This is a genomic window from Streptomyces sp. NPDC046915 (genome assembly GCF_040644935.1).
GTDB lineage: Bacteria > Actinomycetota > Actinomycetes > Streptomycetales > Streptomycetaceae > Streptomyces.
On the sequence record NZ_JBEYXB010000020.1, the window covers coordinates 1 to 22,765 of the forward strand.

At 71.1% G+C, this 22,765-nt stretch carries 18 protein-coding genes; 6 read left to right on the forward strand and 12 right to left on the reverse strand.

Annotated features, from left to right (window positions below; translation table 11 throughout):
* Positions 1-139: 139 nt before the first annotated feature.
* The 3 genes from ABZ915_RS37565 to ABZ915_RS37575 all read right to left on the reverse strand — a co-directional run bounded on the left by ABZ915_RS37565 (position 140) and on the right by ABZ915_RS37575 (position 6,585).
* Positions 140-1,801, reverse strand: coding sequence for an ABC transporter substrate-binding protein (locus tag ABZ915_RS37565; protein ID WP_361812797.1), 1,662 nt, complete (start codon positions 1,799-1,801; stop codon positions 140-142).
* A 573-nt stretch (positions 1,802-2,374) separates the two neighbouring features.
* Complete coding sequence (typA, locus tag ABZ915_RS37570) at positions 2,375-4,282, reverse strand: translational GTPase TypA (RefSeq protein WP_361812799.1); 1,908 nt, start codon at positions 4,280-4,282, stop codon at positions 2,375-2,377.
* Between the two features lie 185 nt (positions 4,283-4,467).
* Positions 4,468-6,585 (reverse strand): ABC transporter family substrate-binding protein, encoded by a 2,118-nt coding sequence (locus ABZ915_RS37575; protein WP_361812801.1) that lies wholly within the window; start codon positions 6,583-6,585, stop codon positions 4,468-4,470.
* 290 nt (positions 6,586-6,875) lie between these two features.
* On the opposite strand from ABZ915_RS37575, the gene ABZ915_RS37580 reads away from it, so the two are divergent.
* The 4 genes from ABZ915_RS37580 to ABZ915_RS37595 all read left to right on the forward strand — a co-directional run bounded on the left by ABZ915_RS37580 (position 6,876) and on the right by ABZ915_RS37595 (position 10,856).
* Positions 6,876-7,166, forward strand: a complete 291-nt coding sequence (locus ABZ915_RS37580) for a hypothetical protein (protein ID WP_361812803.1) — start codon at positions 6,876-6,878, stop codon at positions 7,164-7,166.
* A 143-nt stretch (positions 7,167-7,309) separates the two neighbouring features.
* A complete protein-coding gene (locus ABZ915_RS37585) occupies positions 7,310-8,131 on the forward strand; it encodes a hypothetical protein (protein WP_361812805.1) in 822 nt (273 codons plus the stop codon).
* A gap of 17 nt (positions 8,132-8,148) precedes the next feature.
* Positions 8,149-10,089 (forward strand): fumarate reductase/succinate dehydrogenase flavoprotein subunit, encoded by a 1,941-nt coding sequence (locus ABZ915_RS37590; RefSeq protein WP_361812807.1) that lies wholly within the window; start codon positions 8,149-8,151, stop codon positions 10,087-10,089.
* The gene (locus ABZ915_RS37595) at positions 10,086-10,856 is read left to right on the forward strand and encodes a succinate dehydrogenase/fumarate reductase iron-sulfur subunit (protein ID WP_361812809.1); all 771 of its coding nucleotides are present in this window, start codon (positions 10,086-10,088) and stop codon (positions 10,854-10,856) included. The genes ABZ915_RS37590 and ABZ915_RS37595 overlap by 4 nt, the downstream gene beginning before the upstream one ends.
* Here ABZ915_RS37595 and ABZ915_RS37600 read toward each other — a convergent pair.
* The 3 genes from ABZ915_RS37600 to ABZ915_RS37610 all read right to left on the reverse strand — a co-directional run bounded on the left by ABZ915_RS37600 (position 10,837) and on the right by ABZ915_RS37610 (position 13,381).
* Positions 10,837-11,151 carry a hypothetical protein gene (locus ABZ915_RS37600; RefSeq protein ID WP_361812811.1) on the reverse strand — a complete coding sequence of 105 codons (315 nt, stop codon included), beginning with the start codon at positions 11,149-11,151 and terminating at the stop codon, positions 10,837-10,839. The two genes, ABZ915_RS37595 and ABZ915_RS37600, sit on opposite strands and share 20 nt — an antisense overlap.
* A 21-nt stretch (positions 11,152-11,172) precedes the next feature.
* Positions 11,173-12,090 (reverse strand): class I SAM-dependent methyltransferase, encoded by a 918-nt coding sequence (locus ABZ915_RS37605; RefSeq protein WP_361812813.1) that lies wholly within the window; start codon positions 12,088-12,090, stop codon positions 11,173-11,175.
* 121 nt (positions 12,091-12,211) lie between these two features.
* Complete coding sequence (locus tag ABZ915_RS37610; RefSeq protein ID WP_361812815.1) at positions 12,212-13,381, reverse strand: hypothetical protein; 1,170 nt, start codon at positions 13,379-13,381, stop codon at positions 12,212-12,214.
* Between the two features lie 86 nt (positions 13,382-13,467).
* On the opposite strand from ABZ915_RS37610, the gene ABZ915_RS37615 reads away from it, so the two are divergent.
* Positions 13,468-15,033, forward strand: coding sequence for a hypothetical protein (locus tag ABZ915_RS37615; protein ID WP_361812817.1), 1,566 nt, complete (start codon positions 13,468-13,470; stop codon positions 15,031-15,033).
* 7 nt (positions 15,034-15,040) lie between these two features.
* Here ABZ915_RS37615 and ABZ915_RS37620 read toward each other — a convergent pair whose 3' ends face one another.
* From ABZ915_RS37620 to ABZ915_RS37645, 6 genes are all read right to left on the reverse strand, one after another.
* On the reverse strand, positions 15,041-17,626 hold the full coding sequence (locus tag ABZ915_RS37620) for a SpoIIE family protein phosphatase (RefSeq protein ID WP_361812819.1): 2,586 nt from the start codon (positions 17,624-17,626) through the stop codon (positions 15,041-15,043).
* 263 nt (positions 17,627-17,889) lie between these two features.
* On the reverse strand, positions 17,890-18,318 hold the full coding sequence (locus tag ABZ915_RS37625) for an ATP-binding protein (RefSeq protein WP_361812821.1): 429 nt from the start codon (positions 18,316-18,318) through the stop codon (positions 17,890-17,892).
* A 97-nt stretch (positions 18,319-18,415) separates the two neighbouring features.
* Positions 18,416-18,814 carry a (deoxy)nucleoside triphosphate pyrophosphohydrolase gene (locus ABZ915_RS37630; protein WP_361812823.1) on the reverse strand — a complete coding sequence of 133 codons (399 nt, stop codon included), beginning with the start codon at positions 18,812-18,814 and terminating at the stop codon, positions 18,416-18,418.
* Between the two features lie 43 nt (positions 18,815-18,857).
* Positions 18,858-19,055, reverse strand: coding sequence for an SPOR domain-containing protein (locus ABZ915_RS37635; protein ID WP_361812825.1), 198 nt, complete (start codon positions 19,053-19,055; stop codon positions 18,858-18,860).
* Positions 19,056-19,386: 331 nt separating this feature from the next.
* The gene (locus ABZ915_RS37640; protein ID WP_361812827.1) at positions 19,387-20,139 is read right to left on the reverse strand and encodes a GntR family transcriptional regulator; all 753 of its coding nucleotides are present in this window, start codon (positions 20,137-20,139) and stop codon (positions 19,387-19,389) included.
* 147 nt (positions 20,140-20,286) lie between these two features.
* Complete coding sequence (locus tag ABZ915_RS37645) at positions 20,287-21,468, reverse strand: DUF4190 domain-containing protein (protein ID WP_361812829.1); 1,182 nt, start codon at positions 21,466-21,468, stop codon at positions 20,287-20,289.
* An 89-nt stretch (positions 21,469-21,557) separates the two neighbouring features.
* Between ABZ915_RS37645 and ABZ915_RS37650 the strand changes: the two genes are divergently transcribed.
* Positions 21,558-22,763, forward strand: a complete 1,206-nt coding sequence (locus tag ABZ915_RS37650) for a serpin family protein (RefSeq protein WP_361812831.1) — start codon at positions 21,558-21,560, stop codon at positions 22,761-22,763.
* Positions 22,764-22,765: the final 2 nt, after the last annotated feature.

Here is a 22,765-nt window from a genome sequence, read left to right on the forward strand (position 1 = left end):
CCTCGACCCTCCCCCCCCGCCGCTCTCGCCGGCCCCGCCGCGCCCCGGCCCCCCGGCGCGGCGGCGCGGGGGGGGGCCCCCCCCCCCGCCCCCCCCCCCACGACCCCCATCACCGAACGCCGCCGTCAGCGGCACCCGATTACTTCAGGCTGATCTCCGGAAGGCTCGGGTTCTCGTGGAAGTCCAGCGTGGCGTTGCCGAACTTCTTGGTGTTGACCAGACGGAACTGGGTGCGGTTCCACAGCGGGATGAGCGCCATGTCGTCCAGCGCGACCTTCTCGGCCTGCTTGTACAGGTCGTTGCGGCCGGCCTGGTCCGCGGTGGCCCGGGCCTTGGCGACCAGACCGTCGAACTTCTTGCTGTTGTAGCGCTCCCGGTTGTCACCGGTGACCTTGCCGGAGGCGTCCTTGTTGATGGACGCGGAGTCCAGCAGCGGGAACAGGTAGTTGTCCGGCGTCGGGTAGTCCGCGCCCCAGGCGAAGCGGTACAGGCCCGTGGCGCCCGGCTTCTGCTGGTCACCGAGGAGCTCGGCGAACGGCTTGCCGGCGGTCTTCACCTTCACCCCGAGGACGTCCTGGAGCTGCGCCTGGACGGCCTGGATCCACTCCTCGTGGCCGGCACCGGTGTTGTAGGCCAGCTCGATGGTGGTGCCCGGCTTCAGGCCGCCTTCCTTGGCGAGCTGCTTGGCCTTGGCCTTGTCCTGCTTGACGCAGGAGGCGCACAGGTCCTTCTGGTACACGTCCTTGAAGACCGGCGGCAGGATCGTCGTGGACTTCGTCATCATGCCCTGGAAGACGCCCTTGATGATGGCGTCCCGGTCGATGGCGTAGGAGATCGCCTCGCGGGCCTTGACGTTGTTCAGCGGCTTGTTGTCCGTGATCGGCAGCAGGTAGTTCATGCCGTTGGTGTCGACACCGATCCACTCACCCTGCGCGTCGTACTTGGCCTTGGCGGCCGGCAGCTGCGGGGTGGGCATACGGGCCCAGTCGTACTGGCCCGATTCGAAGCCCTGGTACTCCAGGGTGACGCCGTTCTGGGAGTTGAGGATGTCGATCTGGACCTTGTCCAGGTGGGCCTTCTTCAGGCCGTAGCTGTCGTTGCGGACGAGCGTGACCGACTTGTTGTGCTCCCACTTGCCCTGCATCTTGAACGGGCCGTTGCCGATGGGGGCTTCGTTGTACGTCTTGTTGTGGGCGTCGCCGGCGACCTTGGGGACCGGGCTGAAGACGGTGTGCGAGGTCTTGATGTAGAACTCGAAGTCCGGCTTCGACAGCTTCACCTGGAGGGTGTACGGGTCCGGGGCGGACAGACCGGACATGGTCTTGGCCTTGCCCGACTGGGCGTCGTCGAAGCCCTCGATGCCGGCCATGTGGTAGGCCACGTCGGACGCGGCCGACTTCACCGCGACACGGTTCCAGGCACGGATGAACGACTCGGCGTTCACGTCCTCACCGTTGGTGAACTTGGTGCCCTTCTTGATGGAGAAGGTCCAGGTCTTGCCGTCGCTGCTGACCTTCTTCGAGGTGGCCAGCGCCGGAACGACCTGACCGTCCGCGGTCGGGTCGTACAGACCGGTGAAGAGGTTGTCCGTGACGAGCTGACCCTCGGACTCCTGCGAGTTGTAGGGGTCGATGGCCACCGGCTCGGTGATACCCATACGCCAGGTGCCACCGTTCTTGCCGGAGCCCTTGCCGCCGCCGCCGCTGCCGCCCCCGTTGTCGTCGCTGCTTCCGCAGGCCGTCGCAGCCAGTGCTATGACGATCGCACCCGCAACCCACTTGGCGCTCTTGGCACCACGCATGGGGCTCCTCCTCCTGAGTCCAATGATTCACCGCATCAGGGAACACAAGACACATCACCGTTACCGGTGCCTGAAATGGTCAAGTGCCCCCGCGCTCGTGAGTCGGCGCCGCCTCCAGCGCGTGACGCGTCGATCCGAGCTCTACGCGCCTAACTATCTGCCATGCCCCAGCGACCGAACCACACCTGCAAGGTCTCGGTTCGATCACACCTGACGCGTACTTCTTCCAAAATCCGGACAAAGGGTTTGCCGAAAGATCCCTGCGAAACGGACTTGTTACACAACTATCGGGCATCGATGTCCGTATACCGGACGGAAGGGCTGGAAAACCTGTTGCGCGGCCAGGCGGACCGAGCTGTGGACCAAGCTGTGTCGACGCCATGACGCGGGACAGACCGGCGCGAGAGCCCGAATGCCGCAGAATCCGGTCACTTTACCAACGGTAAACAGCCAGGTGGGGTCCCGGACGGGATCTGACGCCCTTTCATAGGGAAAACCCTCTACACGCGGCACGGCCGGGCGTCCTGGGACACCCGGCCGTGCTTTTTACCCGATTTTTCCCGTTGCCGTGCCTCAGCCGTGCTTGGCGCGGCTGGCGGCGCGGGCGCGCTCGCGGGCGTCCAGGTTCACCTTGCGGATGCGGACCGCCTCCGGGGTCACCTCGACGCACTCGTCGTCGCGGCAGAACTCCAGGGACTGCTCCAGCGACAGCTTGCGCGGCGGCACGATCGACTCGGCCACGTCGGCCGTCGACGACCGCATGTTGGTGAGCTTCTTCTCCTTGGTGATGTTGACGTCCATGTCGTCGGAGCGGGAGTTCTCGCCGACGATCATGCCCTCGTACACCTCGGTGCCCGGCTCCGTGAACAGCACGCCGCGCTCCTGGAGGTTCGTCATCGCGAACGCGGTGACGGCACCGGAGCGGTCGGCGACCAGCGAGCCGTTGTTACGGGTCTGGAGGGTGCCGAACCAGGGCTCGAAGCCCTCGTGGATGGAGTGGCCGATGCCGGTGCCGCGGGTCTGGGTCAGGAACTCGGTCCGGAAGCCGATCAGACCGCGGGACGGCACGACGAACTCCATGCGGACCCAGCCGGAGCCGTGGTTGGACATGTTGTCCATCCGGCCCTTGCGGACACCCATGAGCTGCGTGACGGCACCCATGTGCTCCTCGGGCACGTCGATGGTCATGCGCTCGACGGGCTCGTAGACCTTGCCGTCGACGTCCTTGGTGACGACCTGCGGCTTGCCGATGGTCAGCTCGAAGCCCTCGCGGCGCATGGTCTCGACGAGGATGGCGAGGGCCAGCTCACCACGGCCCTGGACCTCCCAGGCGTCCGGACGCTCGGTCTCCAGGACGCGCAGGGAGACGTTACCGATCAGCTCGCGGTCCAGGCGGTCCTTCACCTGGCGCGCGGTGACCTTGCGGTCCTTGACGGCCGCCTTGTTGTCGGCGCCCTTGCCGGTGCCGCCGCGGCCGACCAGCGGGGAGGTGTTGGTGCCGATGGTCATGGAGATCGCGGGCTCGTCGACCGTGATCAGCGGCAGCGGGACGGGGTTCTCGGTGTCGGCGAGCGTCTCGCCGATCATGATGTCGGGGATACCGGCGACGGCGCAGATGTCACCCGGGCCGGCCTTCTCGGCGGGCTTGCGGGTCAGCGCCTCGGTCATCATCAGCTCGGAGATGCGGACGTTGCTGATGCTGCCGTCCCGCTTGATCCACGCGACGGTCTGGCCCTTGCGCAGCTCGCCCTGCTCGACGCGGAGCAGCGCGATACGGCCGAGGAAGTTGTCGGCGTCCAGGTTGGTGACGTGGGCCTGGAGCGGGGCGGCCTCGTCGTAGGTCGGGGCCGGGATGTGCTCCAGGATCGTGGAGAAGAACGGCTCCAGGCTGGTGGAGTCGGCCGGGACCGTGCCGTTGTCCGGCTTGGTCAGCGAGGCGATGCCGTCACGGCCGCAGGCGTAGACGATCGGGAACTCGATCTGCTCCTCGTCCGCGTCCAGGTCGAGGAAGAGGTCGTAGGTCTCGTTGACGACCTCGTCGATACGGGAGTCCGGGCGGTCCGTCTTGTTGATGCACAGGATGACGGGCAGGCGCTGCTGGAGGGCCTTGCGCAGCACGAAGCGGGTCTGCGGCAGCGGGCCCTCGGAGGCGTCGACGAGCAGCACGACACCGTCCACCATCGACAGACCGCGCTCGACCTCACCACCGAAGTCGGCGTGGCCGGGGGTGTCGATGATGTTGATCGTGATCGGGTCCCCGCCGTCCTTGGGGTGATACTTCACCGCCGTGTTCTTGGCGAGGATCGTGATGCCCTTCTCACGCTCCAGGTCGTTCGAGTCCATCATGCGGTCGTCGACGGAGTCGAGCTGGTGCGCGGCGAAGGCACCGGCCTGCTTCAGCATGCCGTCGACGATGGTCGTCTTGCCGTGGTCTACGTGGGCGACGATGGCGACATTGCGGATGTCGTGGCGCGTGGCCATATTGCGGCGTACTCCCGGAGTGTGAGGATTGCCCTGCGCGGACGTCTGCAATTGCGCGGGCCCTGCCGGGCTGGACACGCCACGGCCTCACCCCATGGTACGGGGCCCTCCGGGGGTTTGGCGTTCCGGGGTACGTCGGTGCAGCTCAGGGGCGGTTTTGGGGTGCCCAGGAGCAGCGGTGGCGATCAGCTTCCGGACGGGGCCGGTGAGGCCTTCGCGCCCTTCGCTCCCTTTTTCAGGAAGCCCATGTCCTCGTAGACCGGGGTCTGGAAGCCGAAGGCCCCGGTGTTGGCCAGGGTGGTGCGGGCGCCGACGAGCTGGGGGCGCTGGTAGAGCGGGATCGAGCCGGCGGCGGCCCAGATGCGGGCGTCCGCCTTGCGGATGAGGTCCCGGGACTCGTCCTCGTCCAGCGTGGTGGCGGCCTGGTCGAAGAGCTGGTCGATCTGGTCGGTGCCGACGCGGGTGTAGTTCTGCTCGACGTTCAGGGAGCCGTCGGCGGCCGGAACCGGCTTGGCGTAGATCGGGCGGGCGTCGGTGGCGGGAAAGGCGGAGGACGGCCAGGAGTACAGGGCGAGGTCGTACTGGCCGGCGGCGATGTGGTCCTTGAAGTAGCTCTCGTCCGGGACCTTGGTGATGTCGGTGCGGATGCCGATCTTCTGGAGCATGTTCGTGATCCGGTCGGCGACCGCGCGGAGGGCCTCGGAGCCGGGGCCGGAGGGGAGCACGAAGCGCAGGATGAGCGCCTTGCCGTCCTTGGCGAGCGCTCCGGTCGCGGCGCCCCCGGGGGCGGCGGTGCCCCGGGGGGCGTACGCGCCCGGGGCACCGCCCTGCTTGCCGGTGTGCTGCCTGCCGTCCTGCGCGAGGTGCTTACCGCCCTCGTCGGTCTTCGTGTGGTCCTGGTGGTCCCTGGCGTCCTTGTTGTCCTCGCCGACGATGTACGCGCCGTCGTCGCCGCCCTCCGACTCGTCCCCCTTCTTCTTCTTCACCTCGGGGCCGGCCGCCTTCTCGGGCTTCTTCTGCTCCTTGACCGGCCCGCCGAGCACCCACCCGGCGTCCGCGAGCAGCGCCTGCGCCTCGGCGGTGTCCTGACCGCCCAGGGCGCCGCTGTTGTCGGCGTAGTCGGGCTGCCCGGACAGGGCGAGGTGGCTGCCGACCGGGACGGCGGGCAGGCCGAGGGGGGTGAGGACGACCTTGGCGAGCTCGGTGCGGTCGAGGGCGTGGGCGACGGCGCGGCGGACCCGCTCGTCGGCGAGGGGGCCCTCGGCGCCGTTGAGGGCGAGCTGGGTGTAGGCGGGTTCGAGGGACTTGCGGACCTGGAAGCCGCGTAGCTGCTGCTGCCGGCGCAGATAGGTGGAGAGGGACTCGCGCAGTTTCTTGGCGGCGGTGCGCCCGGCCCCCTGGAGGGGGGTGCCGGTGCCCTTCTCGCGGGTGGCGAGGTTGATGCGCTGGGCCTCGCCGGTGTCGACGTCGGCGAGGTCCACCGTGCCGTCGGCGAGCGCGGCGGCCCGCTTGTCGCGGGGCACGGCGTGCAGCACGATCTCGGACAACTTGGCGGGCCGGCCCCACCAGCGGGGGTTGCGGGAGAGGACGACGTCCTTCTGCGCGGTGTCGACGTTCTTGACCTTGAAGGGGCCGGCGGTGACGTCGAGCTTGCGGCGGGCGCCGTCGTTGAAGGCGTCGGGGGTGCCCATGACGTCCTTCGGGTACAGCGGGGAGAACAGCGACCGCCAGTCGGCGTAGGGGCGGTCGAAGGTGACCCGGACCTCCAGGTCGTTGGCGCCGCGTTCGATCTTGGCGATGCGGTCGTAGCCGGCGTTGCGGGCGGTCCAGTAGGCGGCGTCCTTGCCGGACAGGGCGCGCCACTGGGCGGCGAAGTCGGCGGCGCCGATCTCCCGGCCGTCGCTCCACACGGCCTGCTGGTTCAGCCGGTACAGGACGACCTGGCGGGGCTCGGTCTCGATGACCTTGGCCTCCTCCAGGTAGTCGGGGTTGCGCACCGGGCGGCCGAGGGCGTCGAGGCGGAACATCGACGGCAGGACGGCCTGGGCGACCCGGGTGGTGGCGGCGTCGGCGTCGGCCTGGAAGGTGTTCAGCGTCTCCGGTACGTCGTCCACGGCCCAGCGGAGGGTGCCGCCGTCGGCGATCCGGGTCCGGGCGGCGGAGGCGATGTCCTGCCCGGCCAGCGGGGCGCTCGGCTCGTCGTCGGATCCGCAGCCGCCGAGGAGGGGCATCGTGAGCGCGCCGGCGGTGAGGAGGGCGACCGAGCGCATGACCGCGCGCAGTCCGACGCCGTCGTGGGACATCTCTGCTACCTCCGGGGAGCCGCGGGCGTTATGATCACTTTTGGCGGTATATGGAGCTGATCAGATCTATCTCACCCACTGAAGAGGAAAGGATCCGGCAACAGAGCGCGACACGGCGGCGACAGACGGCAAACCCACCCGTGCGGCGCAACACACCAGGAGATGCACCCGTACGCCCCCGGCCAATCGATGCACATCTCTTCACAGGGGCAGGTGTGGCGCGCAACACTCGCAGGCGCATGAACGTTGCCGCCCAGGGCCCGCAGGACCCATGGAAGTGAGGGCAAGTCATGTCCGTGCACGACGAACTGACATCAGTCCAGCGCTGTCTCGACGACCTCTACCGGTCGCTGGGACATCTGGAGAAGCAACTCGGCAGCGGCGGTCTGGAGATGCGCCGGGTCCGGACGGACGCCGACCATCTGCGTGAAAGCGTGGCGCTGCTGCGGGACACGGCCGCCGCCCCGGCCACCGCCAAACGGCCCGACCTCGTCACCATCTCCGACGCCCCCTACGACATGAGCCTGTGGACGGACACGGACGACGAGGGTCTCGGCGCCCGCGACCGGCACGCCCCCTGACCCGACCGGAGTGAGCCGGAGGGGCGCGCCGGTGTCGAGTGGCCGAGCGCGCGGAGGCCCGGAGGGCTGAGCACGATCGGTCACTCGACACCGGCTTCGGGCGCCCCGGAGGCGAACGGAGCAATTGGAAGCGGAGTCCTGCTTTGGCCACTGGTACGGAACCCAGACCTGACAGCGGCGGTGTACGCACCGGTACGCGCGCCGCGATCGCCGCCCCGCACCTGCGGACCGACCGCTGGTGGCTGGCCCCTGCCGTCACCGCGGCCGGTCTGTTCGCGTTCGTCGTGTACTCGACCTGGCGGGCCTTCGCCAACGCGGACTACTACGCGGCGCCGTACGTCTCGCCCTTCTACTCGCCGTGTCTGGCGGAGAACTGCCGGACGATGCACGCGGGCCCGAACGCCGACCTCTTCGGCAGCTGGTGGGCGATCTCCCCCGCGATCATCATCCTGATCTTCCCGCTCGGCTTCCGGCTGACCTGCTACTACTACCGCAAGGCGTACTACCGCAGCTTCTGGGCGTCGCCGCCCGCCTGCGCGGTGGCCGAGCCGCACCGGACCTACACCGGCGAGACCCGCTTCCCGCTGATCCTCCAGAACATCCACCGGTACTTCTTCTACGCCGCCCTGCTGGTCGCCGGGGTGCTCACCTACGACACCGTGCTGTCCTTCCGCGACGAGCACTACCGCTGGGGCCACATGGGCCTCGGCACCCTGGTGTTCCTGGCCAACATCGTGCTGATCTGGGCCTACACGATCTCCTGCCACTCCTGCCGGCACATCGTCGGCGGCAAGCTCAAGCACTTCTCCAAACACCCCGTGCGCTACCGGATGTGGCAGTTCGCGGGGCGGCTCAACGCCCGCCACATGCAGCTGGCCTGGGCGTCCCTGGTGAGCGTGGCGCTCGCCGACTTCTACGTGTACCTGGTCGCGTCCGGCGTCTTCGACGATCCGCGCTTCTTCTAAGTGAGTGGGGCTTTGTGATGTCCGTGGTCGACCGTCAGGAGTGGGACGTCGTCGTGGTCGGCGCGGGCGGCGCCGGGCTGCGGGCCGCCATCGAGGCCCGTGAGCGGGGCGCCCGTACGGCGGTGATCTGCAAGTCGCTGTTCGGCAAGGCCCACACGGTGATGGCCGAGGGCGGCATCGCGGCGGCCATGGCCAACGCCAACGAGCACGACAACTGGCAGGTCCACTTCCGGGACACCATGCGCGGCGGCAAGTTCCTCAACCAGTGGCGGATGGCCGAGCTGCACGCCCAGGAGGCCCCGGACCGGGTGTGGGAGCTGGAGACCTGGGGCGCGCTGTTCGACCGGACCAAGGACGGCCGGATCTCGCAGCGCAACTTCGGCGGCCACGAGTACCCGCGCCTCGCGCACGTCGGCGACCGTACGGGCCTGGAGCTGATCCGCACGCTCCAGCAGAAGATCGTCGCGCTCCAGCAGGAGGACCACCGGGAGACCGGGGACCACGAGTCCCGGCTGAAGGTCTTCCAGGAGTGCACGGTGACCCGGGTCCTGAAGCAGGACGACCGGGTCTCCGGCGTCTTCGCCTACGAGCGCGAGACCGGCCGCTTCTTCGTCCTGGAGGCGCCCGCCGTGGTGATCGCCACCGGTGGCATCGGCAAGTCCTTCAAGGTGACGTCGAACTCGTGGGAGTACACCGGCGACGGGCACGCCCTCGCGCTGCTGGCCGGGGCGCCGCTGCTGAACATGGAGTTCGTGCAGTTCCACCCGACGGGCATGGTCTGGCCGCCGTCGGTGAAGGGCATCCTGGTCACCGAGTCCGTGCGCGGCGACGGCGGGGTGCTCAGGAACTCCGAGGGCAAGCGGTTCATGTTCGACTACGTCCCGGACGTCTTCAAGGAGAAGTACGCCGAGTCGGAGGACGAGGGCGACCGCTGGTACGAGGACCCGGACAACAACCGGCGCCCCCCGGAGCTGCTCCCCCGGGACGAGGTCGCCCGCGCGATCAACTCCGAGGTGAAGGCGGGCCGCGGCTCCCCGCACGGCGGGGTCTTCCTGGACGTGTCGACGCGGATGCCCGCGGAGGTCATCAAGCGCCGGTTGCCGTCCATGTACCACCAGTTCAAGGAGCTGGCCGACGTCGACATCACGGCCGAGGCGATGGAGGTCGGGCCGACCTGCCACTACGTGATGGGCGGCATCGCGGTCGACTCGGACACGGCGGCGGCGCGCGGGGTACCGGGGCTGTTCGCGGCCGGTGAGGTCGCGGGCGGCATGCACGGCTCGAACCGGCTCGGCGGCAACTCGCTCTCCGACCTGCTGGTGTTCGGGCGCCGGGCGGGCTGGCACGCGGCCGAGTACGCGGCGGGTGCGGCGCCGGTCCGGCCGCCGGTGGACGACGCCCAGGTGGACGCGGCCGCGGCCGAGGCGCTGCGGCCGTTCTCCGCCGAGGCGGAGGGAGCGGAAGCGGCCGACGGGCCGCCGGAGAACCCGTACGCCCTGCACCAGGAGCTCCAGCAGACCATGAACGACCTGGTCGGCATCATCCGCCGCGAGGGCGAGATGGAGCAGGCGCTGAAGAAGCTCGGGGAGCTGCGGGTACGGGCGCGGCGGGCCGGGGTCGAGGGGCACCGGCAGTTCAACCCCGGCTGGCACCTCGCCCTGGACCTCAGGAACATGCTGCTGGTCAGCGAGTGCGTGGCCCGGGCGGCGCTGGAGCGCACGGAGTCGCGCGGCGGGCACACCCGCGAGGACCATCCGTCGATGGACCGCGCCTGGCGCCGGCTCAACCTGCTGTGCCGGCTCACCGATCCCACGGGCGGACTGGCGGCGACGGACCCGGTCCGCGGCCAGATCACACTCTCCCGGGAGACCACCGATCCCATCCGTTCCGACCTGCTCGCCCTCTTCGAGAAGGAGGAGCTGGTCAAGTACCTCGCCGAAGAGGAGCTGTACGAGTGAGCAGCTACGAGGCCCGCTTCAAGGTGTGGCGGGGTGATGTCGGGGGCGGCGGCCTGGAGGACTTCGAGGTCGAGGTCAACGACGGCGAGGTGGTGCTCGACATCATCCACCGCCTCCAGGCCACCCAGGCGCCGGACCTGGCGGTGCGCTGGAACTGCAAGGCCGGCAAGTGCGGTTCGTGCTCCGCGGAGATCAACGGGCGGCCCCGGCTGATGTGCATGACGCGGATGTCGGTGTTCGACCGCGCGGAGACGATCACCGTGACCCCGCTGCGGGCCTTCCCGGTGATCCGGGACCTCGTCACGGACGTCGGCTTCAACTACCAGAAGGCCAGGGAGGTCCCCGCCTTCGTCCCGCCGGCCGGTCTCGCCCCCGGCGAGTACCGCATGATGCAGGAGGACGTGGACCGCTCGCAGGAGTTCCGCAAGTGCATCGAGTGCTTCCTGTGCCAGGACACCTGCCATGTCGTCCGGGACCACGAGGAGAACAAGACGGCGTTCGCCGGTCCGCGCTTCCTGATGCGGGTGGCCGAGCTGGACATGCATCCCCTGGACGCGGCGGCCGAGACCGGCCTGGACCGCAAGAGCACGGCCCAGGACGAGCACGGCCTCGGCTACTGCAACATCACCAAGTGCTGCACGGAGGTCTGCCCCGAGGGCATCAAGATCACGGACAACGCGCTGATCCCCCTGAAGGAACGCGCCGTCGACCGCAAGTACGACCCGCTGGTGTGGCTGGGGTCGAAGATCAGGAGGCGGACCTCGTAGCGGCGCGGCCGGGACGCCGGGCCAGGAGCTGGAGCCCGAGCCCGGCCATGAACATCAGCCATCCGATGACCGGCAGCGGGCTCAGCCCCGCCTCGGCGAGGGGCCCCAGGAACATGAACAGGGCCATGCCGACGGCGCCGAGCAGCGCCCCGTATCCCCACAGCCGCGGGCGCAGGACCCGCCCGCGGGCCCCGGGCATCACCCAGCCCGTCGCGGCGGCCGCGCCCCCGGCCGCCGTCAGCAGCAGCACGGCCAGGACGGCCGCCACCACCAAGTACATGTGCATGACGGTCATGGTCCCACGAGGGTCGTGGCCTCAGGCATCCGCCCGCAGATAACCCGAGTGCGCCACCCGGCCGAGGAGCCGCAGCCGGGTGTTCGTGGTCATGTGCTTCTCGAAGGCCTCCTGGACGCCCGGCCACTTGGGGTGCCCGAAGTCGTCCAGGACGACGATGCCGCCGGGCGCGACGATCTCCTCGGCCCACTCCAGGTCCGCGGCGACACCGGCCGCGGAGTGGTCGCCGTCGACGATGATCACGCCGTAGGAGCGGTCGGAGAGCAGGGCGCGCACCCCGGCGTCCTCGGAGAAGCCCTGCTGGATCCGGGTGGCGGCACCGGCCGCGCCCGCGAGTGCCAGGTTGGTGCGCACCGCGGCTCCCCGCACGGGGGTGCCCGACGCGTCGTCCGCCATGGCGGCGCCGGGCTGCAACTGCGTTCCGGCGAGCGGGTCGACGATCGTCAGCCGCGGGTCACGGCCGGCGCGCTCCATCATCCGGATCAGGGCCGCGCCGAACATCCCGTACAGGGTGCCGATCTCCAGGATGTCGTCGTTCGGCGGGTCGAGCAGCGGTACGGCGGACAGCTTGCCGACGATGTTCATGGTGCCGCCGGCGATCCGGCCGACCCCCAGTGCCTCCAGCGCGATGAGCAGCCGGAACGCCTGGGCGACGTTGCGCTCGGCGCCGTCCCTGTCCCCGGTGACCTGGGTGAGCTCCTCGATCGCACGGTCGAGGTGTGTGCTGGACGGCAGCCGTGACACGCCACGCCCGGTCGAGTCGAAGAACAGTTCCAGGGGTCGCTGGCGGTTGCGCAGCCTCTTGATCTCCTTCCGCAGATCGTCCGAGGAGATGTCGTCGACGGCTCTGCGGACCTGGCGCTCGATGCGCTGGTCGATGAGTTCGGCCACCGGTCGCAGCGCGCGGCGGACGGCCTTACTGGTCAGTGCGGATCGCATCAGTTGAACCTTCACAGGGACGGGAGATGTGGACGCTAGGCGGCTCACAGCCCCCACACAACCAACGGGCGCGCCCGTCGAGGAGAAGCACACATGACGAACCTGCGAAGAAACCTTGACCTCAGCCGACCCAGCCGTCCCGGTACGCCGCCCAGTCCTCCTCCGACGCCGCGAAGTCCACGTACAGGGCGACGCCGAACCGGGCGCGGGCCGCGTCGGTGCGGGACAGGCCCAGGCGGACGCCCCGGACGGCGGCCGGGACGGTCTCGGCCCAGCCCCAGTGACCGAAGCGGTTCTCGTAGTAGAAGGGCAGGCCCATGAGCAGGTCGGTGCCGGGCGGGGTGACCTCCAGGGCCAGGGAGGTCTGCTGGGCGACGTAACCGCCGTACAGGCTCTGCGCCGGCTGCATGGTGTCGTACGACATCACGGCGATCTGGTCGACGCGGCGGGCCACCTGGCCGAAATACGCCTGGGACCACCACTTGGGGTGGTTGGTGAGGGTGCCCCACAGGGAGTGGAAGGCGGGCAGCGGGTCGATCTGGTGGGCGGCGACGGAGAGCAGGGCGTGGTGCTCGCGGGTGACGCGGCGCAGGTCGTCGAGGAGGCCGAGGTAGTCGCGGTCGCCGGAGTGGAGCGGCTCCAGGTCGAAGTGGGCGCCCTGGAAACCGGCGGCGAGGATCGCGCGGGTGGAGCGGACGACGGCGGCGCGGGTCGCCGCGCGCTCCAGACGCAGGCCGTCCGGGGACTCGCCGGCCAGTACGTCGCCCAGCCAGGCCTGGACGCGGACGCCGGGGAGTTCCCGGTGGACGGCGGCTATCAGCCAACCCGCCCTTGGGTAGTCCGATGTGGGGAGGGTGCCGTCGTGTTCCAGGGGGCCGGAATGGACGTACAGGTCGCGGATGCCGGTGCCTCGCAGGCGGCGGGCGAGGGCCTTGACGTCCTGGTCCTTCTTTCGGCCGTCCACCCAGGCGTGGCCGAGCCAGATGGCGTCCTTGCCGCGGGTGTACGTGCCGTCCGCGGGGTCGCCGGTGTAGTTGGCGCGGAGGGCGATCTCGGCGGTGAGGAGGGGGAGGAGGAGCAGGAGGGTCAGGGCGAGCGCGGTTCGCTTGAGCCGGCGGGGTGCCGGGCGGCGCTTCGGCGTGTTCTCGGCCTCGGCTTCGCCTTCGGCCTTTTTGTTCCCACCCGCACCACCCGTGCGGCTTTCGTCGTCGGGTGCGGCGGGCCCCTGTGGGGGGTGTTCGCCGTCGGCGGCCGCGGGTTGCGTTCGTTCCTGCTCCGGTTCCTCGTCCATCCCCGTGCTCCCCGTGCTCGTCGTCACCGTCCACCGGCCGCCCGTCCCGGTCGCGAAGCCCGTTACCTGCCCATACGCTCCGAAATGTGACGTCAACCTTGATCCGGGGCCGGCCTCGGCACGCCACGTCGCGCATAGCCGTGCGGGTGGCGCACGCCGTGCTGGGCGGTGCGGCCGGGGTCGTGTGGCTGGTGTTGCCGGGGATGACGACCGGTGCCCAAGATCCGGTTCCCGTGGCCCGCGCCGGGCCGGTCGCGGGTGCCGCCGTGGCGGAGCGGGACGAGACGTCCCCCGCCGATCTCGTGCTGCCGCTCGTGGCGCTGGGCGCGGTCGGGGTGCTGGCCGGGTACGGGTACGTGCGGCGCACCCGGCGGGCCCGGAGCCGTACGACGCCCGGGGTGGTGTCCGTCCGACCGCCGGCGCCGACGGTGGGCGACTTCGAGCGGCAGGCGCGGACCGCGCTGGTCGTCGCGGACGACAGCGTCCGCACCAGCCGCGAGGAACTCGGCTTCGCCGAGGCCCTGTTCGGGGCGGAGGCGGTGGAACCGTTCGTGCGGGCGCTGCGGGCGGCCCAGACGGAGCTGGCGGCCGCGTTCGCCATACACCGGCGCTACGAGCGGGGCGTGCCGGAGGACGAGCAGGCCCGGCGGCAGGCGCTGGTGGGGGTGGTGGGGCGGTGCGCGGAGGCCGGGCGGCGGCTGGACGCCGAGGCGCCCGCGTTCGACGGGCTCCGGGCGCTGGAGCGGGGGGTGGACGAGGCCCTGGAGGTCGCGGAGGGGCGGTTCCGGGAGCTGGCGGGGCGGACCGGCGGGGTGGCCGCGACGCTGGACGAGCTGGGCGGGCGGTTCACCGCGTCGGCGGTGGAGCCGGTCACGGGGTACGTCGAACAGGCCAAGGACCGGCTGGTGTTCGCCACCGGTCACCTCAACGCGTGCCGCCAGGCGGCCGACAGGGACGACCAGGAGCGTGCGGCGCGCCATCTCCGGTCCGCCGAGGGGGCCATCGACCAGGCCGGTGTCCTGGTCACCGGGGTGGAGCGGCTCGCGGCCGAGGTGCGGGAGGCGGCTGGGCTGGTGCCGGCGGCGCTGACCGGCGCGGAGGCGGAGATCGCGGCGGCGCGACGGGCCGAGGCGACCGAGGTGCCCGCCGGGGAACTGCGGGCGCGGATCGTCCGGGCCGACGGCGTGCTGGCCGCCGTACGGGAGCAGCTGACCGGGGGGCCGTACGACCCCCTGGGCGCCCTTCGGCACATCGCTCGGGCCGTCGAGCCGCTGGGAGTCGGCCGGGCCGGGGTGGTGACGGCGGGGGCGCTGCTCGTCGCCCGCAGTGCCGTCGGCGCCGCGGAGGACTTCATCGGCACGCACCGGGGAGCCGTGAGCGCCGAGCCCCGCACGCTGCTGGCGGAGGCCGCCCGGCTCCTGTCCGGCGGTGCCCCCGCGCACGCCCAGGCCGACCGGCTCGCCCGCGACTCCCGCGAGCTGGCCGAACGCGACGTCCGCACCCACGGAACCCCCTACCCCGACCAGACCCCCACCGGCCTCACCGGAGCCGTCCTCGGCGGCATCCTCCTCACCGCCGAACCCGACGCCGGCCCCCCGGCGAGCTTCGGCGGCCCGGAGACCCGGGGCCGGCGGACCCTGCCGGGGCCTTGACCGCCCGTCAGAACAGGCTCAGCAGTGCCTCCGCCGGGTCCGTCAGGCCGGTTTCGCCGTCGGGGAGGGGGAGTTCGAACCAGACCGTCTTGCCTCGGGGGGTTCGGCGGGAGCCCCAGGCGGCGCTGAGGAGGCCGACGAGTTGGAGGCCGCGGCCGCCCTCGTCGGTGTCGCGGGCGCGGCGGCGGCGGGGCTGGACCAGGCCGGAGTCCCAGACCTCGCAGACCAGGGTGCGGTCCAGCAGCAGGCGGAGGCGTATCTCGCCCTCGCCGTAGCGCAGGGCGTTCGTCACCAGCTCGCTGACCAGCAGCTCCGTGGTGTCGACCAGGGGTTCGAGGTCCCAGCTGAGCAGCTGGCCGCGCGCGTACTCGCGGGCGCGGCCGACGCTGCGCGGCTCGCGCGGCAGCGTCCAGTCGCCGACGGACTCGGCCGGCAGTCCCTGGACACGGGCCATCAGCAGCGCGATGTCGTCCTCGCCGTGGTGGGTGTCGAGGGTGTTGAGGACGTGGTCGCAGACGTCCTCCAGCGGCTGGGTGGGGTCGGTCAGGGCGCCCACGAAGGCCTGGAGGCCCTCGTCCAGGGGATGGTCGCGGGATTCGACCAGTCCGTCCGTGTAGAGCGCCAGCAGCGCGCCCTCGGGGAGGTCGACCTCGACCTCCTCGAAGGGTTCGCCGCCCACGCCCAGCGGCATGCCCGGCGGCACGTCCAGCATCAGCGCGGTCTCACCGGGTTCCACCAGCACCGGCGGCAGATGGCCCGCGTTGGCGAAGGTGCACCGCCTGGTCACCGAGTCGTAGACGGCGTACACGCAGGTCGCGAGGTAGACCTCGGACAGGTCGGCGTCCCTGGGCTGCCGGGCCGTGCGGGTGGCCTGCTGGATGCCGCCGGGCGTGCCGAGGCCGCGGGCGATCTCGTCCAACGCGGCCAGGACCTCGGCGGGTTCGAGGTCGAGGAGGGCGAGGGTGCGGACCGCCGTGCGGAGTTCGCCCATCGCGACCGCCGCGCGCAGGCCCCGGCCCATCACGTCCCCGACCACCAGCGCGGTGCGGTGGCCGGGCAGTTCTATGACGTCGAACCAGTCGCCGCCGACCTCCGTCGCCGCGTTGCCCGGCAGGTAACGGCAGGCGATGTCGAGTCCGGAGGCCTCCGGGTCGCCGGGCGGGAGCAGGGACCGTTGCAGTATCAACGCCCGCTCGTGCTCACGGCGGTAGAGACGGGCGTTGTCGATACAGACCGCCGCGCGCGCCGCGAGCTCCACGGCCAGGTCCCGGTCGCGGTCGCCGAACGGCTCGCTGCCCTTCGTACGGGCGAACTGGGCGAGTCCGACGACCGTGTCGTGGGCGACCATCGGGACGGCCAGCGTGGACTGGACGAGCCCGCCCTCCTCGGCGGGGACGGACTGCGGGCGGGCGGTGCGCAGGGCGTCCGCGCAGGCCGAGTTGAAGGGGTAGTGGTGGACCGCGCCGACCGCGACGGGCGCCCCGCCGCCGACGAAGGGCGTGTCCGAGACGGCGCTGGCGAAGGCCACACGGCGCAGCTCCGCGCTGCCGTCGGCGAGTCCGGGCGGGGTCTCGTCGCCGGCCAGCAGGCCCTGGTAGAGGTCGACCGTGGCGAGGTCGCAGAAGCCGGGCACGACGACGTCGAGGAGTTCGCGGGCGGTGGTCTCGAGGTCGAGGGAGTTCCCTATGCGGGCGCCCGCCTCGTTGAGGAGGGCGAGATTGCGCCGTGCGGCGGCGGCCTCGCGGGCGGCGGCGCGGCGGGCGGTGATGTCGGTGCCGAGCCACGCGATGCCGATCGGCCGGCCGCTTCCGCTGTGTACGCGGTAGAGGTTGATGGACCAGTGCCGGCGCTCGTCCGAGCCCGGTACGAATCCCGTGACGTGCATGTCCGTGATGGAGTTGCCCGTCTCCAGGACCCGGCGCAGGGTGGCGGCGACCCGCTCGGCCTCGCCGCGCTGAAGGTAGTTCTGGACGCCGAGGCCCCGGTGGTCGTCGGGTGTGCCGCCGAAGGTGGTGGCGAACTGCTGGTTGGCGCGGCGGACCCGCAGATCGGTGTCGATCAGCAGGAACCCGAACGGAGATTGACCGAATATCGCCTGCGAGGCGGCGAGATCGGTCTCGATGCTGCGCAGGGTGCGTACGTCGACGACGATGCAGACGGCGGCCTTGTCGCCCTCCGCGGTGCGGGTGGGCATGACGTAGACCTCGGCGAGGCCCTCCTCGCCGCGCTCCCCGTCCGCCGTGTCGGGCATCCGGAAGGGGACCACTCCGGTCCACTCCCGCCCGTCGAGGATCTCGGCCATCTTCCGCTCGCCGCGCTCGCGCAGATCGGGGTCGACGAAGGCCTCTATGGGGTCCATGCCGACGGCGCGCTCGGCCGGGATACCGAAGAGTTGCTCGGCGCGCAGGCTCCACTGGTCGACGAGCCCCTTGGCGCTGATGGAGAAGGACGCCACCTTGATGTAGTCGTAGATGGAGCCGGGCGGACTGCTCTGCCACATGGCGTCGACGGGCGGCCGCTCCTCCACGGCCTCCGCCCTAGCGCCGTCCGACGGGTCCTCGGACTCCGTGGCCTTCGCTGGTATCTCGCTCACGCGAACCGTCCCCTCCAGCTCACCGCACCCGGCACCGGTCACCGGGGGCGGCTGCCCGCAGTATCCAGCACTACGGCGCCGCACAACACGGTGTTCACGATCACAGCACGGTCCCGGTGGTTTTCGGTCCGGGCCGTGACAACACTTCCAGTCTTCTAACCAGGCGACACGTCGTCGAATCACACAAGACGGCAACGGTCCGTGACAGGAACCGGTCGATGGACAGCGCGGCCGGGCGTGTACAAGTGCGGCGCTGTGCGCGCTCACCCCGGAACAGCCAGCTCGAACCAGACCGTTTTGCCGGTGTCTCCGGGCCGGGTGCCCCAGCGGCGCGAGGAACCGGCGACCAGTTGGAGACCGCGGCCGCTCTCCTCGTCGGGGCGGGGGGCGCGCTCGTGCGGCGGGTCCGGGAGCGGGTCGGAGACCTCGACCAGCAGGGTGTCGTCGAGCTCCGCCGGGCGTACGAGGCGTACGCCGATGGGGCCGGTGGCGTGCCGCAGGGCGTTGGTCACCAGCTCACTGACCAGCAGGGCCGCGAGGTCGGCGAGGCTGTCGAGGCGCCAGCCGCAGAGTTGGTCGCGGACCGCTCCGCGGGCGGAGCGCACGGCGCCCGGTTCCGCGGGAAAGGTCCACTTGGCGTAGTCGCCGTCCGTGTCGATCACGCCGATCACTTCCCAGGCCAGCGAGCCCACCCATGTCCGGTTTCATGGGGTTAATTGGCACATACCCGGTATCCAGTGCTGAATATCGCCTTGGCGAGCGCACAGTGGCACGAACGGCGTACGGGGCTCAGTGCAGGCGCACGGCCACTTCCCGCACCGCCGGGACGTCCTGGTCGAGCCAGGGCACGTCCCAGAGCCGGTCCGGCGCGAGCCAGCGCAGTTCGTCGTGGTCCTGGAGCGGCTCGGGACCGGGGGAACCGGCGCACGGGCGGGCGGTCCACACCTGGAGGACGTACGGGGGCCTCAGGGGCCACTCCCCCGGTACGCGCTCGACGACCTCGGCCTCGACGCCGAGTTCCTCGCGCAGCTCCCGCACCAGGGCGCCCTCGGGCGACTCGCCGGGCTCCACCTTGCCGCCGGGCAGCTCCCAGCGCCCCGCCAGCTCGGGCGGCGCGCTGCGCCGCGCGGCGAGCAGACGGCCGTCGTCGAGCAGTGCGGCTCCGACCACCACGATCCGTTCGGTCATGCGCCGGAGCCTAGACCCTGGGCCAGCGGGAGTCGGCCGGAGGTCAGGCGCGGGAGCCGTTGCCGTTCTGGCCTATGCGCTCGACCCAGTAGATCTGCTTGTGGCCGCGGTCGTCGAGGCTGTCGGCGATCTTCTGGGCCTCGGCGCGGGTCGCATACCGGCCCACGCGGTAGCGATTGCCGCTGTCGTCCTGCCGTATGACGAGCCACGGCAGCGAGACCGTGCCGTTGGCGTCGTTCATCGCACCCCACCTCTTCTTCCGGCCCTCGCCCGTCCGTCTCCCGTCCCCGGCTCCCGCCGTGCCCCGCCCGCTGAGGAAACCGCAGTCCGCATATGCCCGAGCGTACGCCTAACCTTCACGCAGCGAATACGGCTTTTCACCAAGAGATACGCAACCGGCCAGAACGCGGGGGGCGCACGATGACGAGCGCGCCGTCCGTGCGCATCGGTGCATCGGATTGACGGGCCGCCGGGCACACCGGGGATCACCTGGGAAAACGGCCGGATTCCAACGGCCCGCGCGCGGGCGGGAGTCGACCGGCCGGACGGGGCAACTGCCCCCGGGGTGTGCGCTACTTCACTGGGAGGTGGTACGCGACCCGGTAGCGATCGGCGGGGATCACGACGTCGGCGGTCTCCACGGGACGGCCGGAGGCGTAGTAGGTGCGCTGGACGACCACGACGACATGGCCGGGGACACCGCCCAGGGTGAGCAACTCCTCGGCGAGGCCGGGGCGGGCGCCGACCTCCTCGGTGACGTTGTCCACGATGACGTCGATGGCGCGCATCCGCTCCACGACGCCCATGCCGCCGAGAGGGCCCTCCTCGGGCAGCATGACGGGAGTGCGGCCGGTGACCGCGAGGGGCTCCCAGGAGGTGGAGAGCATCATCGGCTCGCCGGCGTCCCGGAAGACGTACTTGGTGCGCATCACCCGGTCGCCGGGCCGGACGCCGAGCCGCTCGGCGATGGCCCCGCTCGCCTGCGTCTGCTCGCTGCGGGACTCCCAGGTGCCGCGCGCGGCGGCATCGGCCTGCTCCTGCCGGAAGGGCGTGGCACCGGCGGGCGGACGGAAGCCGGAGCGGGCGATGCGCCGGGGCACGGGCCGCTCGCGCACATACGTCCCCGAGCCGGAGCGGCCCTCGACCAGCCCCTCGGCCATCAGCACCTTGCGCGCCTCCAGGGCGACCGTGTCGGAGACGCCGTACTCCTCGCGGATCCTGGCCTGGGAGGGCAGACGGGCGTGGGGCGGCAGCGAACCGTCGACGATCTTCTTACGGAGATCACCCGCGACACGCAGATACGCCGGCTGCTCACCGAAAGTCACAGGCCGCTCCCATCAGGTTGTACAGACAGCAACAGCCTGGCAACCGTGGGTTGTGCCACGCAAGCAAAGGCCAGAGAATCACCCGATGTGATGACATCTGCCCAGGGCAGGCTTTACGCAGGCACTTTCTCCCCGTTCTGGCCTGCGTCACACCTCCAGGCCGGTGTCGTCCGTGGACGGCGGGGTCGTGGCCAGCCCCAGAACCTTGCGCGCCGTCACCGTCCGGTCCGGGTCGATGAGCTTGAAGCCCTTGTCGTAGTGCGCGTAGAAACCGTCGGCGTCGGCGGCCTTCGCGGCCTTCGCCCACTCCGCCCGCGCCTTGTCGAGGTCACCTGCCAGCCCTGTCACCGGCTTCTCGGCGTCCGCGGGCCAGTCGTGCCCGCGCAGCATCCCGGCCTGCTGCTCCAGGGCCGCCGCCACGCGCCGCGCCCACGCCTTGTGGCCGGGCAGGTCGTCCTCGACGTACTCCGCGTCCGGCGCGGTGTCCATGGCCGCGTTGAGGACGTGCGCCGCCTTCAGATAGGCGACCTGGTCGGCGTCGAGGACGGTCTCGTCGTTGCGCAGCGAGCCGGTCAGGCGGGCGCTTTCATCGGTGTCGCGGAACACGCAGGTGACCTGGCGGTCGCCGAGCGCCCAGCTGTCCCGGGTGGGCGAGAGGTAGTAGACGTCGACGTCGCCCGGAAGGGCCCAGCCGTCCATCGCGTAGCTGTCCTGAAGGCCGTAACAGCGCTCGCCCGCCCGGTCCGTGATGGACGAGTGGCCGGGATACGAACCGCCGTTCTTGAGCTGGAAGGACGCGAACACCTCGCCCTCGTGCTCCCGGTCGCAGGACACCTTGTCGACGTCGTACGTCACGCCCTCCGGTGACCCTTCCGGCGTGTTGAAGCACTCGCCCTTCTTCAACGAGATGCTCGCGCCGTTCCGCGCGCCCTCCGTGAAGCCCTTCCAGAACTCGGACGCGCCGCCCGTCACCAGTGCCACCGCCCACAGCGCGAGCCCGATCCCGGACAGCATGCAGCCGGCGATCGCCATGCCCTTCCCGCGCTCCCCCCGCTTCCTGATCTGCGCCAGCGCCACCAGCCCGAGCACCAGGCCCACGCCCGGCAGGAAGCAGAGGATGCCGAGCACGAGGGCGGCGATGGCGAGCCCGTTCACCGCCGCCGGCCGGTTGTACGGGCTGTAGCCCTGCGTCCAGGGCTGGTACTGCGGCCCCCCGTAGGGGCCCTGGGGCTGCGGTCCGTAAGGGCCCTGCGGGTACGGCGCGTACGGCGACGGTGGCGGATACGAGCCGTCGGGCTGCTGGGAACTGGGAGGCGGAGGTATGGACACGGGTACCGTGCTCCTGGGGTCGGGGCGGCGGCAGCGCTGAACTGACGTACGACTGCGCGCATCGTAAGCGCGCCGCTGATGGGGGTGGAATGCAGGTCGCGAGTGCGACGGTCCGGGGGGTGAACCGACTCACCACCTGGTGGGCGGGGGCCGCGGACGGCGGGACGGCGTTATCGGCGGCCGGTGTCTGGCCGTTGCTGGCCTTCCTGGCCGACGGGGCAGCGGGCCCGGCACGGGCCGAACTGGCGGAGGCCCTCGGACTGCCCGCCGAGCAGGCGGCGGGAGCGGCACGGGAGTTGCTCGGCACCATGGGCGGCATGGCCGGGCTGAACTCCGCCCTGGGGCTGTGGACCGACCGGACGCTTCGGCTGCGCGAGGAGTGGCGGGCCGGGCTGCCGGCGGACTCGCACGGGGTGCTGAGCGGCGACCGCCCGACCGACCAGAAGGCCCTGGACACCTGGGCGGCCGAGCGGACCGGCGGGCTCGTGGAGCGCATGCCGGTCACGCTGACGGAGGACGCCAGGATGGTCCTCGCCACCGCCCTGTCGCTGCGCACCGACTGGCCCCGCCCCTTCGACGAGCGCCCGCTGCGCCCGGACGCCGGGCCCTGGCAGGGCCGTACGCTGGTCGGACTGCACCGCAGGAGCGTCCGGCCGGACCGGATCGGGGTGGCGAACACCCCGCACGGCTACGTGACCGCCCTCAAGGTCCCCGGGGACAACGGCTTCGACGTCCATCTGGTCCTCGGCGAGGAACGGATGACACCGGGGCAGGTGCTGGCCGCGGGTGTGGGCGCCGTGGAACGCGCGCTGCCGGTGACCGGAGGCGGGCAACTGCCGTACGGGCACGTGGGTCCGGGGCTGCACATCGAGCGGCAGCCCGCCCTCTCCCCGGAGCCGGTGACCCTCGACGTGACGACGACGGCGTTCGACGTGCGGGCCGACCACGATCTGCTCGCCCTGGACCGCCTGTTCGGACTCACGACCGCGAAGGACATCCGGCAGGGCCACTTCCCGGGCATCAGCGCCGATCCGCTCGCCATCGGGGCGGCCCAGCAGTCGACGGTCGCCGAGTTCGGCGCCCTGGGCTTCCGGGCCGCCGCGGTGACGGCCGTCATGCCCGTGGCGGGGAGCGGCCCGCCCCAGTACCGCTACGAGACCACCGTCGTCCGCGCCCGGTTCGACCGCCCCTTCGGCTTCCTGGCGGTGCACCGGGAGACACAGCTCGTCCTGGTGGCGGGCTGGATCACGGACCCGCGGCCGTACCAGACGATGCCCTTCCACGGCGGTTTCTGACC